This window comes from Kluyvera genomosp. 2 (genome assembly GCF_036759865.1).
Lineage (GTDB): Bacteria > Pseudomonadota > Gammaproteobacteria > Enterobacterales > Enterobacteriaceae > Kluyvera > Kluyvera ascorbata_B.
Genome location: NZ_JAPKIA010000021.1, coordinates 95,343 through 110,936 on the forward strand (window position 1 = coordinate 95,343; position 15,594 = coordinate 110,936).

The window sequence follows — 15,594 nt, forward strand, 5'->3', positions numbered from 1 at the left end:
GGGGTGATTTAAAAGTTGGCACAGATTTCGCTTTATATTTTTCACGGCAACACCGCCACTTTTAAGCAGTGATTGAAGACCTCGTTACCACGACGACAATGACAAATCCGGGAGATGTAAAGTATGTCCGCTGAACACGTTTTGACGATGCTGAATGAGCATGAAGTGAAGTTTGTCGATCTGCGCTTTACCGATACCAAAGGTAAAGAACAGCACGTCACTATTCCTGCCCATCAGGTTAATGCCGAATTCTTCGAAGAAGGCAAAATGTTTGACGGCTCCTCCATCGGCGGCTGGAAAGGCATTAACGAATCAGACATGGTTCTGATGCCGGACGCATCTACCGCTCTCATCGACCCGTTCTTTGAAGAGTCTACCCTGATTATTCGTTGTGACATCCTGGAACCAGGCACCCTGCAGGGCTACGACCGCGACCCGCGCTCTATCGCGAAACGCGCTGAAGAGTACCTGCGCGCTACCGGCATCGCAGACACCGTTCTGTTCGGGCCAGAGCCAGAATTCTTCCTGTTTGATGACATCCGCTTCGGCGCATCTATCTCCGGTTCCCACGTGGCTATCGACGATATCGAAGGCGCATGGAACTCCTCCACCAAATACGAAGGCGGTAACAAAGGTCACCGTCCTGGCGTGAAAGGCGGTTACTTCCCGGTTCCTCCGGTTGATTCCTCACAGGACATCCGTTCTACCATGTGTCTGATCATGGAAGAGATGGGCCTGGTGGTTGAAGCGCATCACCACGAAGTGGCAACCGCTGGCCAGAACGAAATCGCGACCCGCTTCAACACCATGACCAAGAAAGCGGACGAAATTCAGATCTACAAATACGTTGTGCACAACGTTGCGCACCGTTTCGGTAAAACCGCGACCTTTATGCCAAAACCAATGTTTGGCGATAACGGTTCCGGCATGCACTGCCACATGTCCCTGTCCAAGAACGGCGTAAACCTGTTCTCCGGTGACAAATATGCGGGTCTGTCTGAGCAGGCGCTGTACTACATCGGCGGCGTCATCAAACACGCGAAAGCGATCAACGCCCTGGCGAACCCGACCACCAACTCCTACAAGCGTCTGGTCCCGGGTTACGAAGCGCCGGTTATGCTGGCTTACTCTGCGCGTAACCGTTCTGCTTCCATCCGTATTCCGGTGGTTGCATCTCCGAAAGCGCGTCGTATCGAAGTGCGCTTCCCGGACCCGGCGGCTAACCCGTACCTGTGCTTCGCCGCGCTGCTGATGGCTGGCCTTGACGGTATCAAGAACAAAATCCATCCGGGCGAAGCCATGGATAAAAACCTGTACGACCTGCCGCCGGAAGAAGCGAAAGAGATCCCACAGGTTGCAGGCTCTCTGGAAGAAGCGCTGCAGGCACTGGACGCAGATCGCGAGTTCCTGACGGCTGGCGGCGTATTCACTGATGAAGCTATCGACGCTTACATCACGCTGCGCACGGAAGAAAACGACCGCGTACGCATGACTCCGCACCCGGTTGAGTTCGAACTGTACTACAGCGTCTAAGACGTTTTGAGTTGTACTGTCTGGATGAGGTCGCGTCATTGCCGATGGGCGCTGGCGCGACAATCTGGAATTGAGTTGCCGTGGAAACTTTCAGCCCATCTCAGGATGGGCTTTTTTCTCCACCAACAACCTGATCTTCCGCGCTTTTTATCCGTAAAAAGCTATACTGCACTAAAACAGTGCAAGCCTTTTCAGGAGACTGCTAAATGGCAACAGGCGCACTGCCCGATGCTGGGCAGATCCTTAACTCGTTAATCAACAGCATTTTGTTGGTCGATGACGACCTCGCCGTTCACTACGCCAATCCGGCGGCGCAGCAGCTGCTGGCGCAGAGCGCGCGTAAACTTTTCGGTACACCGCTTCCCGAACTGTTGAGCTATTTCTCGCTTAACGTCGGTTTAATGCAGGAGAGCCTGCAAACCGGCCAGGGGTTCACCGATAACGAAGTGACACTGGTCATCGACGGTCGTTCGCACATTCTTTCGCTCACCGCCCAGCGGCTGCCTGACGGCTTTATTTTGCTGGAGATGGCACCCATGGATAATCAGCGTCGCCTGAGCCAGGAACAGCTCCAGCACGCCCAGCAGATTGCCGCACGCGATCTGGTCCGCGGGCTGGCACACGAGATTAAAAACCCGCTTGGCGGCCTGCGCGGCGCAGCGCAGCTGCTCAGCAAAGCGCTACCCGATCCAGCGCTCACCGAATACACCAACGTGATTATCGAACAGGCCGACCGCCTGCGTAATCTGGTCGATCGCCTGCTTGGCCCCCAGCATCCCGGTACGCATGTGACCGAGAGCATTCATAAAGTGGCCGAACGGGTAGTGAAGCTGGTGTCGATGGAGCTGCCGGAAAACGTCAAGCTGGTGCGCGACTACGATCCAAGCTTGCCGGAATTACCGCACGATCCCGACCAGATTGAGCAAGTTTTGCTTAATATCGTGCGTAATGCCCTTCAGGCATTGGGGCCAGAAGGCGGCGAAATTGTCCTGCGCACCCGTACTGCTTTTCAGTTAACGCTGCACGGCGTTCGCTACCGCCTGGCCGCCCGCATTGATGTCGAAGATAACGGCCCCGGCATTCCATCACATTTGCAGGATACGCTGTTTTATCCGATGGTCAGCGGGCGCGAAGGTGGCACCGGGCTGGGTCTGTCGATCGCGCGCAGCCTGATCGACCAGCACTCCGGCAAAATTGAATTTACCAGTTGGCCAGGCCATACCGAGTTTTCGGTTTTCCTGCCAATTAAAAAATAAGGTGTGTTTATGCAACGAGGGATAGTCTGGGTTGTTGATGACGATAGCTCCATCCGTTGGGTGCTTGAACGCGCGCTCACCGGCGCAGGGCTAACCTGCACGACATTTGAAGGCGGGAAAGAGGTGCTGGACGCGCTGGCCAGCAAAACCCCCGACGTACTGATGTCCGATATTCGTATGCCCGGCATGGACGGCCTGGCGCTGTTGACGCAAATCAAGCAGCGCCATCCGATGCTTCCGGTCATCATAATGACGGCACACTCCGATCTGGACGCCGCCGTCAGCGCCTATCAGCAAGGTGCCTTCGACTACCTGCCAAAACCGTTCGATATTGATGAGGCGGTGGCGCTGGTTGAACGCGCCATCAGCCACTATCAGGAACAGCAGCAGCCACGCAACGTTCAGGTTGACGGCCCGACCACCGATATCATCGGCGAAGCCCCGGCGATGCAGGACGTATTCCGCATCATTGGTCGCCTTTCACGCTCTTCCATCAGCGTGTTGATTAACGGCGAATCGGGTACCGGTAAAGAGCTGGTCGCTCATGCCCTGCACCGCCATAGCCCCCGCGTTAAGGCACCATTTATCGCGCTGAACATGGCGGCCATTCCAAAAGATCTGATAGAGTCCGAGCTCTTTGGTCACGAAAAAGGGGCCTTCACCGGCGCCAATACCGTGCGCCAGGGCCGCTTTGAGCAGGCCGACGGCGGCACGCTGTTTCTCGATGAAATTGGCGATATGCCAATGGACGTCCAGACCCGTCTGCTGCGCGTGCTGGCAGACGGCCAGTTCTATCGCGTCGGCGGCTACGCCCCGGTGAAGGTCGACGTGCGTATTATTGCCGCCACCCACCAGAACCTTGAGCAACGCGTGCAGGAAGGCAAGTTCCGCGAGGATTTGTTCCACCGTCTGAACGTTATTCGCGTCCATCTGCCGCCGCTGCGCGAGCGTCGGGAAGATATTCCGCGCCTGGCGCACCATTTCCTGCAGGTCGCCGCCCGTGAGCTGGGCGTGGAAGCTAAACTGCTGCATCCGGAAACCGAAGCGGCCTTAACGCGTCTGGCCTGGCCTGGCAACGTACGCCAGTTGGAAAACACCTGCCGCTGGCTGACGGTGATGGCCGCCGGGCAAGAGGTGCTGATTCAGGATCTGCCGGGCGAGCTGTTTGAAGCGAGCCTGCCCGACAGCACTAACGCCTCCTCGTTGCCGGATAGCTGGGCGACGCTGCTGGCGCAGTGGGCCGATCGCGCGCTGCGCTCCGGTCATCAAAACCTGCTTTCAGAAGCTCAGCCTGAAATGGAACGCACGTTGCTGACCACCGCGTTACGCCATACGCAGGGGCATAAACAGGAAGCCGCACGCCTGCTCGGCTGGGGGCGTAATACCCTGACGCGTAAGCTGAAAGAGCTCGGAATGGAGTAAGAACAGGGTGAAGTGTAAATATTGTGCGATTGGCGCAAGTTGCTGCAATTTTATACTTTACTGTTCCGATGAGTTAAGTATTATGCTGCCCGGCAATCCACGGGGGGACGAAAATGCTTGAGTCATTGATTAATCTGGTATCGAGCGGTGCGGCCAGCCACTCACCGCAAACGGCGATGGCCGCCGTGCTGTGCGCGGCGCTGGTAGGGCTGTTCAGCTAAGCCGGATGGCGCTAGCGCTTATCCGGCCTGTAGGCCCGGTAAGCGTAGCGCCACCGGGCGATATCAACACTAAATCACCCGCGAGAACTGCTGCATACGCGCCTTCTGGCGCAGATAAGCGTCAAAGCACATGCAGATGTTGCGAATCAACAGCCGGCCTTTAGCGGTTACCTGAATGCCCTTTTCATCGATATCCACCAGCCCATCTTTCGCCAGCGGAGCCAGCAGCGCCAGATCCTCGGCGAAGTAGTCGCCGAAATTCAGATCCCATCGTGTTTCTACTGCCGCGAAATCAAGGCTGAAATTGCAGATTAGTGCCTTAATCACGTCACGACGGATACAGTCATCGCGGGTTAAAGCAATACCGCGCCACAGGGCATTCCCCTGCTCAGCCACCTGCTGATAATACAGCTTCAGCTCTTTCTGGTTCTGCGCGTAGCAGTCGCCAATCATGCTGATGGCAGAAACACCCATGCCCAGCAGGTCGGTATCGCCCTGGGTGGTATAGCCCTGGAAGTTGCGGTGCAGTACGCCTTCCCGCTGTGCCACGGCCAGCTCGTTGTCCGGGCGCGCAAAGTGATCCATGCCAATGAACTGATAGCCTGCCTGCGTCAGCGAGGCGATGGTCTCTTGCAGGATATCCAGCTTCTGCTGCGCCGACGGCAGATCGGCATCTTTAATCTTGCGTTGGGCGGCAAACAGCGTCGGCAGATGCGCGTAGTTAAACACGCTCAGCCGATCCGGGTTCAGCTCAGCCACGCGCTTGAGGGTAAAGGCAAAGCTCTCCGGCGTCTGCTTCGGCAGGCCGTAAATCAGGTCAATGTTGGTCGAGGTAAAGCCGATATCACGGGCGTGATTGAGCAGCGCAAAGATGAAATCTTCATCTTGCTCGCGATTCACTAGCCGCTGTACCTCTTTATTGAAGTCCTGGACGCCCATGCTCAGGCGGTTAAAACCTTCAGCACGCAGATGGTCAATCACATCGAGTTCAATTTCTCGCGGGTCGACTTCAATGGAGATCTCGGCGTCAGCATCAAAGTGAAAATGCGCGCGCAGTAACGTCATCAGGCGGCTGATTTGCGCCTTATTCAGATAGGTTGGCGTGCCGCCGCCCCAGTGCAGCTGGCTGACGTGGCGGCCGGTAAACAGCGGCGCACGCTGGCGAATCTCCTGCTCCAGAACGTCGAGATACTGGTCAGCTTTATGCTGCTGGCGGGTGACGATTTTATTACAGCCGCAGAAGTAGCAGAGCTTATGGCAGAACGGGATATGTACGTACAGCGACAGCGGCCGCTCTGGGTAACGCGCAACGGCGTCCTGAAACTCCGCTTCGCCAAAGGCGTCTGAGAATTCCAGCGCCGTCGGGTACGAGGTATAGCGTGGCCCGGAATAGTTATATTTCTGGATCAGGGCCAGATCCCAGTCGATTAACTGCACAGACATGCTCACTCCTTGCGATGGTGTCGAGAACGACGACGGCTTGCCGGCCTGGCCGCATGACGCAGCGTTAGCCGGTTGCGCAGCCAGTTTTGACGCCGCGACAACCGTCGTAGTTTAACGAATAACCACCCCAGATAACATATAACCAAAAGGGTTATAAGCAGGACGGGCAGGCCAATCGGGTGCAAACGTTACTTTCCGCCTCGCAGCAGACGCATCATGTCTTCTTTCTCTTCCTCTTCTTCCTCTTCTTCTTCGTCATCATCATAAGAGAGGCCGAGTTGCTGCATCAGTTCATCAATGCGGTCCAGCTTCGCGTCAACCCAGGTTTGCTCTTCAGCAGTCAGGGTTTCGCCTTCTTCCAGACGTTCCAGCAGCGCGTCCAGGCGCTCATCGGTCTCCAGCATATCCAGCTCAGCCTGCGGTGAAAGCATAGGTTTCTCGCTCTTCGGTTTGTGCTGCTTAACGACCGGCGCGTCGGTGACGCCCAGTGCGATCGGTTTTTTACTACCAATACGAGGATCTTTTTGCTGCTTCTGTTTATTGGAGCCCGATGCACCGTCACTGCCGCTGGCGCGGCTGCCCGGCGCATGGCCACGGTGCTTTTTGTCACGTTTACGGTCGCGAGCTTCCTGGTTCAGCTCTTCACGCGTTTTGCGACGCTGTTTGCCTGGCGCTTTACTGCGCGGCGCAGAGGTTGGTTTTTTCATGATGTCTGATCTTTTAAGCCGTTTTATTCAGTATAGAATTGAGGCGGAATCTAGCAGAAAGCAAACAAAGAAAAAAGGCGACAGAGTAATCTGTCGCCTTTTTTCCTGACTCACAACCCATTACGGGTTCTACATTCCGTGTTTGCTTTCAACGCACCCTGTTTATCCGTTAGCTCTATAACAGTCCCTGTTATTGTTCCCTTTCCTTGCGTAACGTCTCCAGACGTTGGTCATCCTGACAGATTCCGTAGGTCTTCGCCTCCTGGCGTTCCTGACCCCTCATCCTGAGTCTAAATCCTTCTGGCACCCTTGCCGATGGGTGCTACTTTACCGCGTTGAGTTAAACTAACAAGCAACAAATGAGTGAAAGTCTTACAAATGAGATTATTGCTCGCATGTAATATTATGATTTTAAATAACTTGAACATAATATAAGCAATATTTTCTCCTCAATGTCCCATAGCGAATAGAGCAAATGTCTTACAAACGTAAGGGCATTGGCTTACAGTTGAGGGGAGTGGAGGAAATCCAGCCTTTTTTTGCCGATCGGGTATAATCGCCCCCATTGCCTGATTTAACGGAGACGACCGTTTTGACTAACTGGAACTATCAACTGACGCACTTTGTCACCAGCGCGCCAGATATCCGCCACTTGCCTTCCGATACCGGAATCGAAGTGGCCTTCGCCGGACGCTCCAACGCGGGGAAATCCAGCGCCCTGAATACGCTGACCAACCAGAAAAGCCTGGCCCGCACCTCAAAGACGCCGGGTCGTACGCAGCTGATTAACCTGTTTGAAGTCGCCGACGGCAAACGCCTTGTCGACCTGCCGGGTTATGGCTACGCTCAGGTACCGGAAGAGATGAAAATCAAGTGGCAGCGTGCGCTGGGTGAATACCTGGAAAAACGTCTGTGCCTGAAAGGATTAGTGGTGCTGATGGATATCCGCCATCCGCTGAAGGACCTCGACCAGCAGATGATCGAGTGGGCCGTCGCCAGCGAAATCCCGGTTCTGGTGCTGTTAACCAAGGCAGACAAGCTGGCCAGCGGCGCGCGTAAAGCGCAGCTGAATCTGGTGCGCGAGGCGGCAATTGCCTTTAACGGCGATGTGCAGGTCGAAGCATTTTCTTCACTGAAAAAGCAGGGCGTGGATAAACTGCGTCAGAAACTGGACAGCTGGTTTAACGACATTCCTCCGCAGGAAGAAACGGAAGCAGCCGCAGAGTAACCCGCTCTATGTCCCGGATAGCGGCGCCTGGCGCCCTGTTCCGGGCACGTTCTCTTTCGTCCCTACCCGTCTTTTTCACGCCAGGCCGACTGTGGCAAAACATTTCTTTCGCCCAATAAAAAACGCCCCAGTCATTACTGACTGGGGCGGCTAAAATATTCAGCCAAATCCGATTACGTGAAGTAAAAGGTCTGAAAGATAGAACATCTTACCTCTGTACCCTACGCGATTAACTCTACTCTTTTTTACGGCCGACAGAAAGCACTTTTTGTAGTTTTTTTTCAGTTGTTACATAACAAATTCTAATGTTCATCACAAAATTAGATAAGTTATGTTGCTTACTTACATAAAGCGCCGTTATTCATTGAACACTTAATGAGCTTGATCCCAGTTTTCACCGCTGCCCACTTCCACCAGCAACGGTACGTCCAGCGTGGTGCTGTTTTCCATGAGCTCATGCACCTTCTTCGACACCGCCTCAACATCGTCTTTATGCACTTCAAAGACCAGTTCATCGTGCACCTGCATAATCATTCGCACGCGCGGTTTCTCAGCTTCCAGCCAGCCGTCAACGGCAATCATCGCCCGCTTAATGATATCCGCAGCGGTCCCCTGCATTGGGGCATTTATCGCCGCGCGCTCTGCACCAGCACGACGTGCGGCATTGCTGGCTTGAATATCCGGCAAGTAAAGACGACGGCCATCAAGCGTAGCGACATAGCCCTGCTCTTTCGCCTGCGCACGCGTACGCTCCATATAGTCCAGCACGCCAGGATAACGTTCGAAGTAGAGATCCATATACTTCTGCGCTTCTTTACGCGGAATGTTCAGCTGGCGAGCAAGGCCAAAGGCACTCATACCATAGATCAGACCAAAGTTGATCGCCTTGGCGCTACGGCGCTGTTCGCCGGTCACGCTCTCCAGCGGCAGGCCGAAGACTTCTGCTGCGGTGGCGCGGTGAATGTCTTTCCCTTCGGCAAAGGCCTTCAGCAGGCCTGCGTCGCGCGACAGGTGCGCCATAATACGCAGCTCAATCTGCGAGTAGTCGGCGGAGACAATGACGTAATCTTCCGGCGCAATAAACGCCTGGCGAATACGGCGCCCTTCGTCGTTACGTACCGGAATGTTTTGCAGGTTCGGATCGGTTGATGACAAGCGCCCGGTAGCGGTAACCGCCTGGTGATAAGAGGTGTGCACGCGGCCGGTTTTCGGGTTGATCATCAGCGGCAGCTTATCGGTATAGGTTGATTTCAGCTTCGCTAGCCCGCGGTATTCAAGGATCACCTTCGGCAGCGGGTAGTCCAGCGCCAGCTCTTCCAGCACCTCTTCCGACGTGGACGGCGCGCCGCCCGGCGTTTTTTTCAGTGGCTTAATGCCTTGTTTTTCAAACAGAATAGTTTGCAGCTGTTTCGGTGAGGAGAGATTAAACTCTTCGCCAGCAATCTCGTAGGCTTTCTGCTCCAGCTCAACCAGACGTTTGGCAATCTCCTGCGAATGCGCGTGCAGCACGGCGGGATCGATCTTCACGCCGTTACGCTCGATGCGGGAGAGAACCGGCACCAGCGGCATTTCAATTTCGTTAAAGATACGCAGAGGGCCTTCGTTCTTTTGCAGCTTCGGCCACATCTTCAGGTGTAGCTGTAGCGTTACGTCAGCATCTTCCGCCGCATAGCGCCCGGCTTCTTCCAGCGCAATCTGGTTGAAGGTGAGCTGGTTCTTACCTTTGCCGGCAATCTCTTCAAAGGTGATCGTCTTGTGCTTCAGCCAGCGGTCGGAGAGGCTGTCCATATCGTGACGCCCGGCGACGCTATCCAGCGTGTAAGATTCCAGCATCGTGTCATAAGCAATACCGCGCAGTTCAATGCCGTAATTGGCCAGAATACCGCGGTCGTACTTCAGGTTTTGCCCCACCTTCAGCAGCGAGTCATCTTCCAGCAGCGGCTTGAGCAGCTCAAGTACTCGCTCCCGCGAGATTTGCTCTGGCGCATCCAGATAGTCATGGGCCACAGGTACATAAGCCGCTACCCCTGGCTCGATGGCGAACGACAGGCCCACCATATTGGCGGAAATATTGTCGAGGCTGTCGGTTTCCGTATCAAAAGCAAACAGCGGCGCTTTCTTCAGCTTTTCAATCCAGCTCACCAGCATCGCTTCATCGAGGATAGTGACGTAGTTCTCCGCCGAGAGCGTTGCCGCCGTTTCTTCAACCTCAACCTCAACGTCCGCAACGACCGCTTTACCTGCGGGTTTCGATGCCGGTTTAGCGCCTTTAGCCTGCATCCAGGTGCCGGACTCAACGTCGGTGATCCAGCGTTTAAACTCGTATTTCTTAAACAGCGCCAGCAGCTCATCCGCCGCCGGCTGCGCAACGGTCAGCTGTTCACAGCCAAGCTCCAGCTCAACGTCAGTTTTAATGGTCGCCAGTTTGTAAGAGAGATAAGCCAGATCTTTATTTTGCTCGAGCTTCGCCGCCATCGTTTTTGCGCCGCGGAAAGTAAGCCCGGCAATTTTTTCCGGTTCACCGTACAGCGTGTCCAGGCCACCAAGCCCTTGTAGCAGCGCCTGCGCGGTTTTCTCACCCACGCCAGGTACGCCAGGGATGTTATCCGAGGAGTCGCCCATCAGCGCGAGGAAGTCGATAATCAGCTCCGGCGGCACACCGTATTTGGTAACCACTTCGTCTGGGCCAAGGATCGTGTTGGTCATGGTGTTGATAAGCGTAATACCCGGCGTGACGAGCTGCGCCATATCTTTATCACCGGTGCTGATAAGCACCGGACGGCCTGCTTTTTCAGCTTCGCGCGCCAGCGTACCGATGACGTCGTCCGCTTCCACGCCGGAAACGGCCAGCAGCGGCAGACCCATCGCTTTCACCATGGTATGCAGCGGTTCAATCTGCGCGCGCAGATCGTCCGGCATCGGCGGCCGGTGGGATTTGTAGTCCTCAAACAGTTCATCACGGAAGGTTTTCCCCTTCGCATCAAACACCACCGCGGCATGCGTCGGCTGGTATTGCAGGATCAAGCTGCGCAGCATGTTCAGCACCCCGTACATAGCGCCTGTCGGCTCGCCCGCCCGGTTAGTCAGCGGTGGGAACGCGTGGTATGCCCGGTAGAGATAAGAGGATCCATCAACGAGGATAAGGGGGTTTTCTGGGATCTGAACCATAATTTCCGTGCCTGTTTATCAGATTATGGGTAAAGGATGCCACAGACGGCATGAAAACATGAATTTTTCGCCAAAATAACGCGAAAAGATTTAGAGATCTTCACGATCGCACGCAAATAAAATTGTGGATAACTTTGTGAATAGTTTTATTTTACTGATAACAAATGATATATAACCGTCGGTTAAATAAAAATTAATTATTAATTTTCAATGTATTATGAAAAGATCGCAGGCTAAGAGTGCGATCTGGTGATAATTCACACTGTGTGGATAGAGATGCCGGTGATTTTTCTGTTTCAGTAAGACCCGTCATTTGGTGCGTTTTCTGATAAAATCAGCCCCTTGTGCCCTTTTATGCGTGCACGTTAAACAACTAACTATCTGAATAGAAACACTATGTCGAGATTGCTCGCGGCGATAACGCTACCCATCAGTATCGCACTCACCATTTTAGTGACGATTTTATGCTCCGTGCCGATTATTATCGCCGGGCTCATAAAACTCATTTTACCCATCCCGGTTATCTGGCGCTCGGTCTCGGTGTTCTGCAATTTCATGATGTACTGCTGGTGTGAAGGGTTAGCCGCGCTTCTGCATCTCAACCCCTGGCTAAAGTGGGATATTCAGGGGCTTGAATCGCTCAGCAAGAAAAACTGGTATCTGCTGATCTGCAATCATCATAGCTGGGCCGATATCGTTGTCCTGTGCGTGCTCTTCCGTAAGCACATCCCAATGAACAAATACTTTCTCAAACAGCAGCTGGCCTGGGTGCCGTTTATGGGCCTGGCATGTTGGGCGCTGGATATGCCGTTTATGCGCCGCTACTCGCGCAGCTACCTGATTCGCCACCCCGAGCGTCGCGGTAAAGACGTGGAAACAACCCGTCGTTCATGTGAGAAATTCCGCGCGCACCCGACGACTATCGTTAACTTTGTTGAAGGTTCACGCTTCACACCGGAGAAACGCCGTCAGACGCGCTCACCGTATCAGCATTTGCTGCCGCCGAAGGCCGCAGGGATTGCGATGGCCTTGAACGTGTTGGGGTCGCAGTTTGATAAGATGCTGGATGTCACGCTGTGCTATCCGGAAAACGACAAGACGCCGTTTTACGATATGTTGAGCGGCAGGCTGACGCGTATCGTGGTGCGCGTTAATCTGCGCCCTATCGATTCAGAACTGCACGGTGACTACGTTGGGGATAAGAACTTTAAACGTCACTTCCAGCTTTGGCTGAACGGCATATGGGAAGAGAAAGACCAGCAGATAAAAACAATCAAAGCAGAATATAAAAACGCCGGTCACTGACCGGCGTTTTTATTTTTACTTCTTCTCAACCAGCTGTTTCACGGTATCCGCGTACTGCGCCACAAAGACATCCATATTGCTGGTGTCCATGCCCTGCGGGTTCAGCTGATATTTACCGTTAACAAACATCGCCGGCACGCCCTGCAGCTGCAGGTCGGACGCGGCTTTTTCCTGCTGTGCGACCAGCGATTTCACCACGAAGCTGTTCCAGGCGGCGTCATAATCTTCGCCCTTCACGCCCGCATCGGTGAACACTTTGCGGATATCCGCCACGGTCTGCACGGTCTGGTTTTTCTGCACGGCTTCAAACATTGGCGCGGTGATCTGATCTTCAACGCCCAGTGCCATCGCCACTGCCCACGCCTGCGTCAGGTCTTTGCCCAGCGGGCCCAGGAACTCAACGTGGTATTTGGTCATTTTGGTGCCTTCCGGCAGCTTTTTCTTCACGTTGTCAGAAACGTGCAGAACCTCTTCAAACTGATAGCAATGCGGGCAGTAGAAGGAGAAGAACTCCAGCACCTGCGGCTCGCCTGCAACCGGCTTATCGATCGTAATATACTGTTTGCCGTCGGTAATCTGTGCAGCGGATGCGCTGAATGCCAGAATCATACCTGCCAGCGCAAGCCAAACCTTTTTCATAACTCACTCTCTCCTGACTGTGTTGAATTAATACATTGGCGTTAACTGAAGCGGCGGTTCCTGGAGGACTTTCACCTGCTCCACAAAAGTAGCGATCTGCCGATGCCAGAAATCTTCCCCGGTTAACCAGGGAAAATTTTTCGGAAATGCAGGGTCATCCCACCGCCTGATTATCCAGGCAAGATAATAAACCAACCGCATTGCACGTAAAGGCTCGATCAGCGGCAATTCGTCTGAATTAAAGCGGCTGAACTCTTCATAAGCCTCAACAATTGTCTCTAGCTGCATACGTCTCTCGGCAAGGGAGCCGTTAAGCAGCATCCATAAATCCTGTACCGCCGGGCCGTTGCGCGCATCGTCGAGATCGACAAACAGCGGGCCATCGCGCCAGAGGATATTTCCGGCATGACAATCACCGTGCAGGCGCAGCGCATCGAACCGGCCGTGCCAGAGGCCCATAACGGCATCAATAAGATCGTCGGTAGCCTTCAGGAAACGGTCTTTTAAACCAGCAGGGATCAACGCCGACTGCTCAAACACCGCGCGCGGCTCAATCAGGTACTCTTTCACGCTAATCGACGGACGAGCGGTAAAGCGGGATTTGCGCCCGGTTTGATGCAGACGCCCGAGGTAACGCCCCACCCATTCCATTTGATCCAGATTATCTGACTCAAACTGACGCCCTCCCAGGCTTGGGAAAACGGCAAAGTAGAAGCCTTCGTGGGTCAGTAAGGTTTGGTCATTAAAGATGAGCGGGGCTGCAACGGGCACCTCATCCTGAACCAGCTCCAGCGCAAACTGGTGCTCTTCAAGAATCTGCGCGGCCGACCAGCGTTCCGGGCGATAAAACTTGACCACCATCCGGCGGCGGTCTTCGTCCTGGAACTGATAAACCCGATTCTCGTAGCTGTTAAGTGGGGTGAGACCAGAGTCCACCCGGATGCCCTGTTCAAAAAGGGCATCGATAATGGTATCCGGGTGGAGGGTCTGGAAAGTGAAAGCCTTGTCGTTCATCCTGGCATCCGATAACGATACGAATGGTTCAGGATATCATTTCATGCGGATTTCAGCGGCTCTGCTTACAACCTTTTACTCTTTAATCACGCCGCGCGCGCGCAGCAGCGCCGTTTTAAAGTCTTCTTCGTAATCTTTCTGAATACCCGGAATGACCGCATCTTTCGCCGAGTCGCGCATTTTCAGATGGTAGATCAGAATATCATCCGTTAAATCGGCCAATTCGCCGTCATAGCCTGACTCCTTCGCCAGTTTCTGCAAAAATTGCAGTAAATTCAGCTCTGGCTCTTTCTGCCAGGCCGGCTGGAGGAGTTCAATAACTTCATTCAGACGTTTACATTTCATGGTCGTGCTCCTTACGCTTGATAGAGACACGTTAGCAGGGTAATCCCCACAATAAAAGAGGCGATATTGGTGAATGCAGAGAGCCAGATAACCGGCGTTGTGCTGGCAGGGGGTAAGGCCTCCAGAATGGGCGGGCAGGATAAAGGCTTAATGCTGCTTAACGGGAAGCCACTGTGGCAACATGTGGCTGATTGTCTGCGCCCACAGGTGAACAACATGATCATCAGTGCGAATCGTAATCTGGATATCTATCGTCAGAGCGGTTTGACCGTCATAACTGATACGCTATCAGACTTCCCGGGTCCACTGGCTGGGCTGTTATCGGCTATGCAGCAAACTTCCGCTGAATGGTTTTTATTTTGCCCCTGTGATACGCCCTTTATTCCTGCTCGGCTCGTCGAACGGCTGGTCACACAGCGTCACCATGCCCCCGTAGTTTGGGTTCATGATGGCGATCGCGATCACCCTGCCGTGGCGCTGGCTCATCGCAGCCTGGCCCCGTTGATTGAGGATTATCTTGCCCGCGGAGAACGTCGCGTAATGGTGTTTATGCGCCAGGTTGGCGGGCATTCCGTCGATTTTAGCGACATGAAAGCCGCATTCCGCAATATTAATACGCTGGAAGATCTGCAGACCCATCAGGAAAGAACATGATCCCATTGTTAGCAATTGCCGCATGGAGCGGTACGGGAAAAACAACGCTGTTGAAAAAGCTCATACCGGAGCTTTGTCTACGCGGTATTCGTCCAGGTCTTATTAAGCATACCCATCACAATATGGATGTTGATAAACCCGGTAAGGATAGTTATGAGCTCCGTAAGGCAGGTGCTGCACAGACGTTGGTTGCGAGCAGGCAACGCTGGGCGCTAATGACCGAAACCCCTGAAGAAACGGAGCTGGACCTGGCTTTTCTGGTCAGCAGGATGGACGCATCAACGCTGGATCTGGTGCTGGTGGAGGGGTTTAAGCACGAAGCCGTCGCTAAGATTTTACTGTTTCGCCAGGATGCTGGACATGCAGTAAGCGAGTTGACGATCGATGAACATACGATTGCAGTGGCCAGCGATATTCCGCTGAACGTTGGTGTGCCGGTACTGAATTTGAATAATGTGCCGGAAATAGTCGCGTTTATTGTGGCGTGGCTGGAAGCAAAATCGTAGGCCGGATAAGGCGTTCACGCCGCCATCCGGCGATATGCGCCAGGTGTGCCTGAGGGCGCTGCGCTTATCAGCGCCTGCAGCATGATTATCCGGAAATACAGACGCAAAAAAGCCCATCCGTCAGGATGGGCTTCTTCACTTAATTGATGCCTG

At 54.0% G+C, this 15,594-nt stretch carries 14 protein-coding genes; 8 read left to right on the forward strand and 6 right to left on the reverse strand.

All coding sequences use genetic code 11. From position 1 onward, the window contains the following. Positions 1-123: 123 nt before the first annotated feature. From glnA to V6942_RS20475, 4 genes are all read left to right on the forward strand, one after another. Positions 124-1,533 carry a glutamate--ammonia ligase gene (gene glnA / locus V6942_RS20460; protein WP_064540489.1) on the forward strand — a complete coding sequence of 470 codons (1,410 nt, stop codon included), beginning with the start codon at positions 124-126 and terminating at the stop codon, positions 1,531-1,533. 206 nt (positions 1,534-1,739) lie between these two features. Beyond that, entirely contained in the window at positions 1,740-2,789 is a 1,050-nt protein-coding gene (gene glnL / locus V6942_RS20465; RefSeq protein ID WP_106929266.1) for a nitrogen regulation protein NR(II), read from the forward strand. 9 nt (positions 2,790-2,798) lie between these two features. Then, the gene (gene glnG, locus V6942_RS20470) at positions 2,799-4,211 is read left to right on the forward strand and encodes a nitrogen regulation protein NR(I) (protein ID WP_106929264.1); all 1,413 of its coding nucleotides are present in this window, start codon (positions 2,799-2,801) and stop codon (positions 4,209-4,211) included. A 113-nt stretch (positions 4,212-4,324) separates the two neighbouring features. Then, on the forward strand, positions 4,325-4,432 hold the full coding sequence (locus tag V6942_RS20475; protein ID WP_106929262.1) for a YshB family small membrane protein: 108 nt from the start codon (positions 4,325-4,327) through the stop codon (positions 4,430-4,432). A 69-nt stretch (positions 4,433-4,501) separates the two neighbouring features. Here V6942_RS20475 and hemN read toward each other — a convergent pair whose 3' ends face one another. Further along, positions 4,502-5,875: an oxygen-independent coproporphyrinogen III oxidase gene (gene hemN, locus V6942_RS20480; RefSeq protein WP_106929260.1), complete on the reverse strand. Its 1,374-nt coding sequence runs from the start codon at positions 5,873-5,875 to the stop codon at positions 4,502-4,504. A gap of 188 nt (positions 5,876-6,063) precedes the next feature. Next, the gene (gene yihI, locus V6942_RS20485) at positions 6,064-6,582 is read right to left on the reverse strand and encodes a Der GTPase-activating protein YihI (protein WP_106929256.1); all 519 of its coding nucleotides are present in this window, start codon (positions 6,580-6,582) and stop codon (positions 6,064-6,066) included. Positions 6,583-7,174: 592 nt separating this feature from the next. Here yihI and yihA point away from each other — a divergent pair. Continuing rightward, on the forward strand, positions 7,175-7,810 hold the full coding sequence (gene yihA / locus V6942_RS20490; protein WP_106929254.1) for a ribosome biogenesis GTP-binding protein YihA/YsxC: 636 nt from the start codon (positions 7,175-7,177) through the stop codon (positions 7,808-7,810). 372 nt (positions 7,811-8,182) lie between these two features. On the opposite strand, the gene polA is transcribed toward yihA, so the two are convergent. After that, positions 8,183-10,978, reverse strand: a complete 2,796-nt coding sequence (gene polA, locus V6942_RS20495; RefSeq protein WP_106929252.1) for a DNA polymerase I — start codon at positions 10,976-10,978, stop codon at positions 8,183-8,185. Between the two features lie 396 nt (positions 10,979-11,374). Between polA and V6942_RS20500 the strand changes: the two genes are divergently transcribed. Next, positions 11,375-12,283 carry an acyltransferase gene (locus V6942_RS20500; protein WP_333501752.1) on the forward strand — a complete coding sequence of 303 codons (909 nt, stop codon included), beginning with the start codon at positions 11,375-11,377 and terminating at the stop codon, positions 12,281-12,283. Between the two features lie 15 nt (positions 12,284-12,298). On the opposite strand, the gene dsbA is transcribed toward V6942_RS20500, so the two are convergent. The 3 genes from dsbA to V6942_RS20515 all read right to left on the reverse strand — a co-directional run bounded on the left by dsbA (position 12,299) and on the right by V6942_RS20515 (position 14,281). Then, complete coding sequence (gene dsbA, locus V6942_RS20505) at positions 12,299-12,922, reverse strand: thiol:disulfide interchange protein DsbA (protein WP_106929248.1); 624 nt, start codon at positions 12,920-12,922, stop codon at positions 12,299-12,301. Positions 12,923-12,949: 27 nt separating this feature from the next. Continuing rightward, complete coding sequence (locus V6942_RS20510) at positions 12,950-13,936, reverse strand: serine/threonine protein kinase (RefSeq protein ID WP_333501753.1); 987 nt, start codon at positions 13,934-13,936, stop codon at positions 12,950-12,952. A gap of 75 nt (positions 13,937-14,011) precedes the next feature. Beyond that, entirely contained in the window at positions 14,012-14,281 is a 270-nt protein-coding gene (locus tag V6942_RS20515; protein ID WP_035892297.1) for a YihD family protein, read from the reverse strand. A gap of 126 nt (positions 14,282-14,407) precedes the next feature. Here V6942_RS20515 and mobA point away from each other — a divergent pair, with 126 nt between their 5' ends. Next, on the forward strand, positions 14,408-14,935 hold the full coding sequence (mobA, locus tag V6942_RS20520; protein WP_420107859.1) for a molybdenum cofactor guanylyltransferase MobA: 528 nt from the start codon (positions 14,408-14,410) through the stop codon (positions 14,933-14,935). After that, a complete protein-coding gene (mobB, locus tag V6942_RS20525) occupies positions 14,932-15,441 on the forward strand; it encodes a molybdopterin-guanine dinucleotide biosynthesis protein MobB (RefSeq protein ID WP_106929242.1) in 510 nt (169 codons plus the stop codon). The genes mobA and mobB overlap by 4 nt, the downstream gene beginning before the upstream one ends. Positions 15,442-15,594: the final 153 nt, after the last annotated feature.

Coding starts and splice junctions, on each gene's coding strand:
- yihI (WP_106929256.1), bottom strand. CDS start 6,582: ATGAAAAAACCAACCTCTGCGCCGCGCAGTAAAGCGCCAGGCAAACAG.
- hemN (WP_106929260.1), bottom strand. CDS start 5,875: ATGTCTGTGCAGTTAATCGACTGGGATCTGGCCCTGATCCAGAAATAT.
- dsbA (WP_106929248.1), bottom strand. CDS start 12,922: ATGAAAAAGGTTTGGCTTGCGCTGGCAGGTATGATTCTGGCATTCAGC.
- glnG (WP_106929264.1), top strand. CDS start 2,799: ATGCAACGAGGGATAGTCTGGGTTGTTGATGACGATAGCTCCATCCGT.
- mobB (WP_106929242.1), top strand. CDS start 14,932: ATGATCCCATTGTTAGCAATTGCCGCATGGAGCGGTACGGGAAAAACA.
- V6942_RS20515 (WP_035892297.1), bottom strand. CDS start 14,281: ATGAAATGTAAACGTCTGAATGAAGTTATTGAACTCCTCCAGCCGGCC.
- glnL (WP_106929266.1), top strand. CDS start 1,740: ATGGCAACAGGCGCACTGCCCGATGCTGGGCAGATCCTTAACTCGTTA.
- polA (WP_106929252.1), bottom strand. CDS start 10,978: ATGGTTCAGATCCCAGAAAACCCCCTTATCCTCGTTGATGGATCCTCT.
- mobA (WP_420107859.1), top strand. CDS start 14,408: ATGGGCGGGCAGGATAAAGGCTTAATGCTGCTTAACGGGAAGCCACTG.
- glnA (WP_064540489.1), top strand. CDS start 124: ATGTCCGCTGAACACGTTTTGACGATGCTGAATGAGCATGAAGTGAAG.
- V6942_RS20510 (WP_333501753.1), bottom strand. CDS start 13,936: ATGAACGACAAGGCTTTCACTTTCCAGACCCTCCACCCGGATACCATT.
- V6942_RS20500 (WP_333501752.1), top strand. CDS start 11,375: ATGTCGAGATTGCTCGCGGCGATAACGCTACCCATCAGTATCGCACTC.
- V6942_RS20475 (WP_106929262.1), top strand. CDS start 4,325: ATGCTTGAGTCATTGATTAATCTGGTATCGAGCGGTGCGGCCAGCCAC.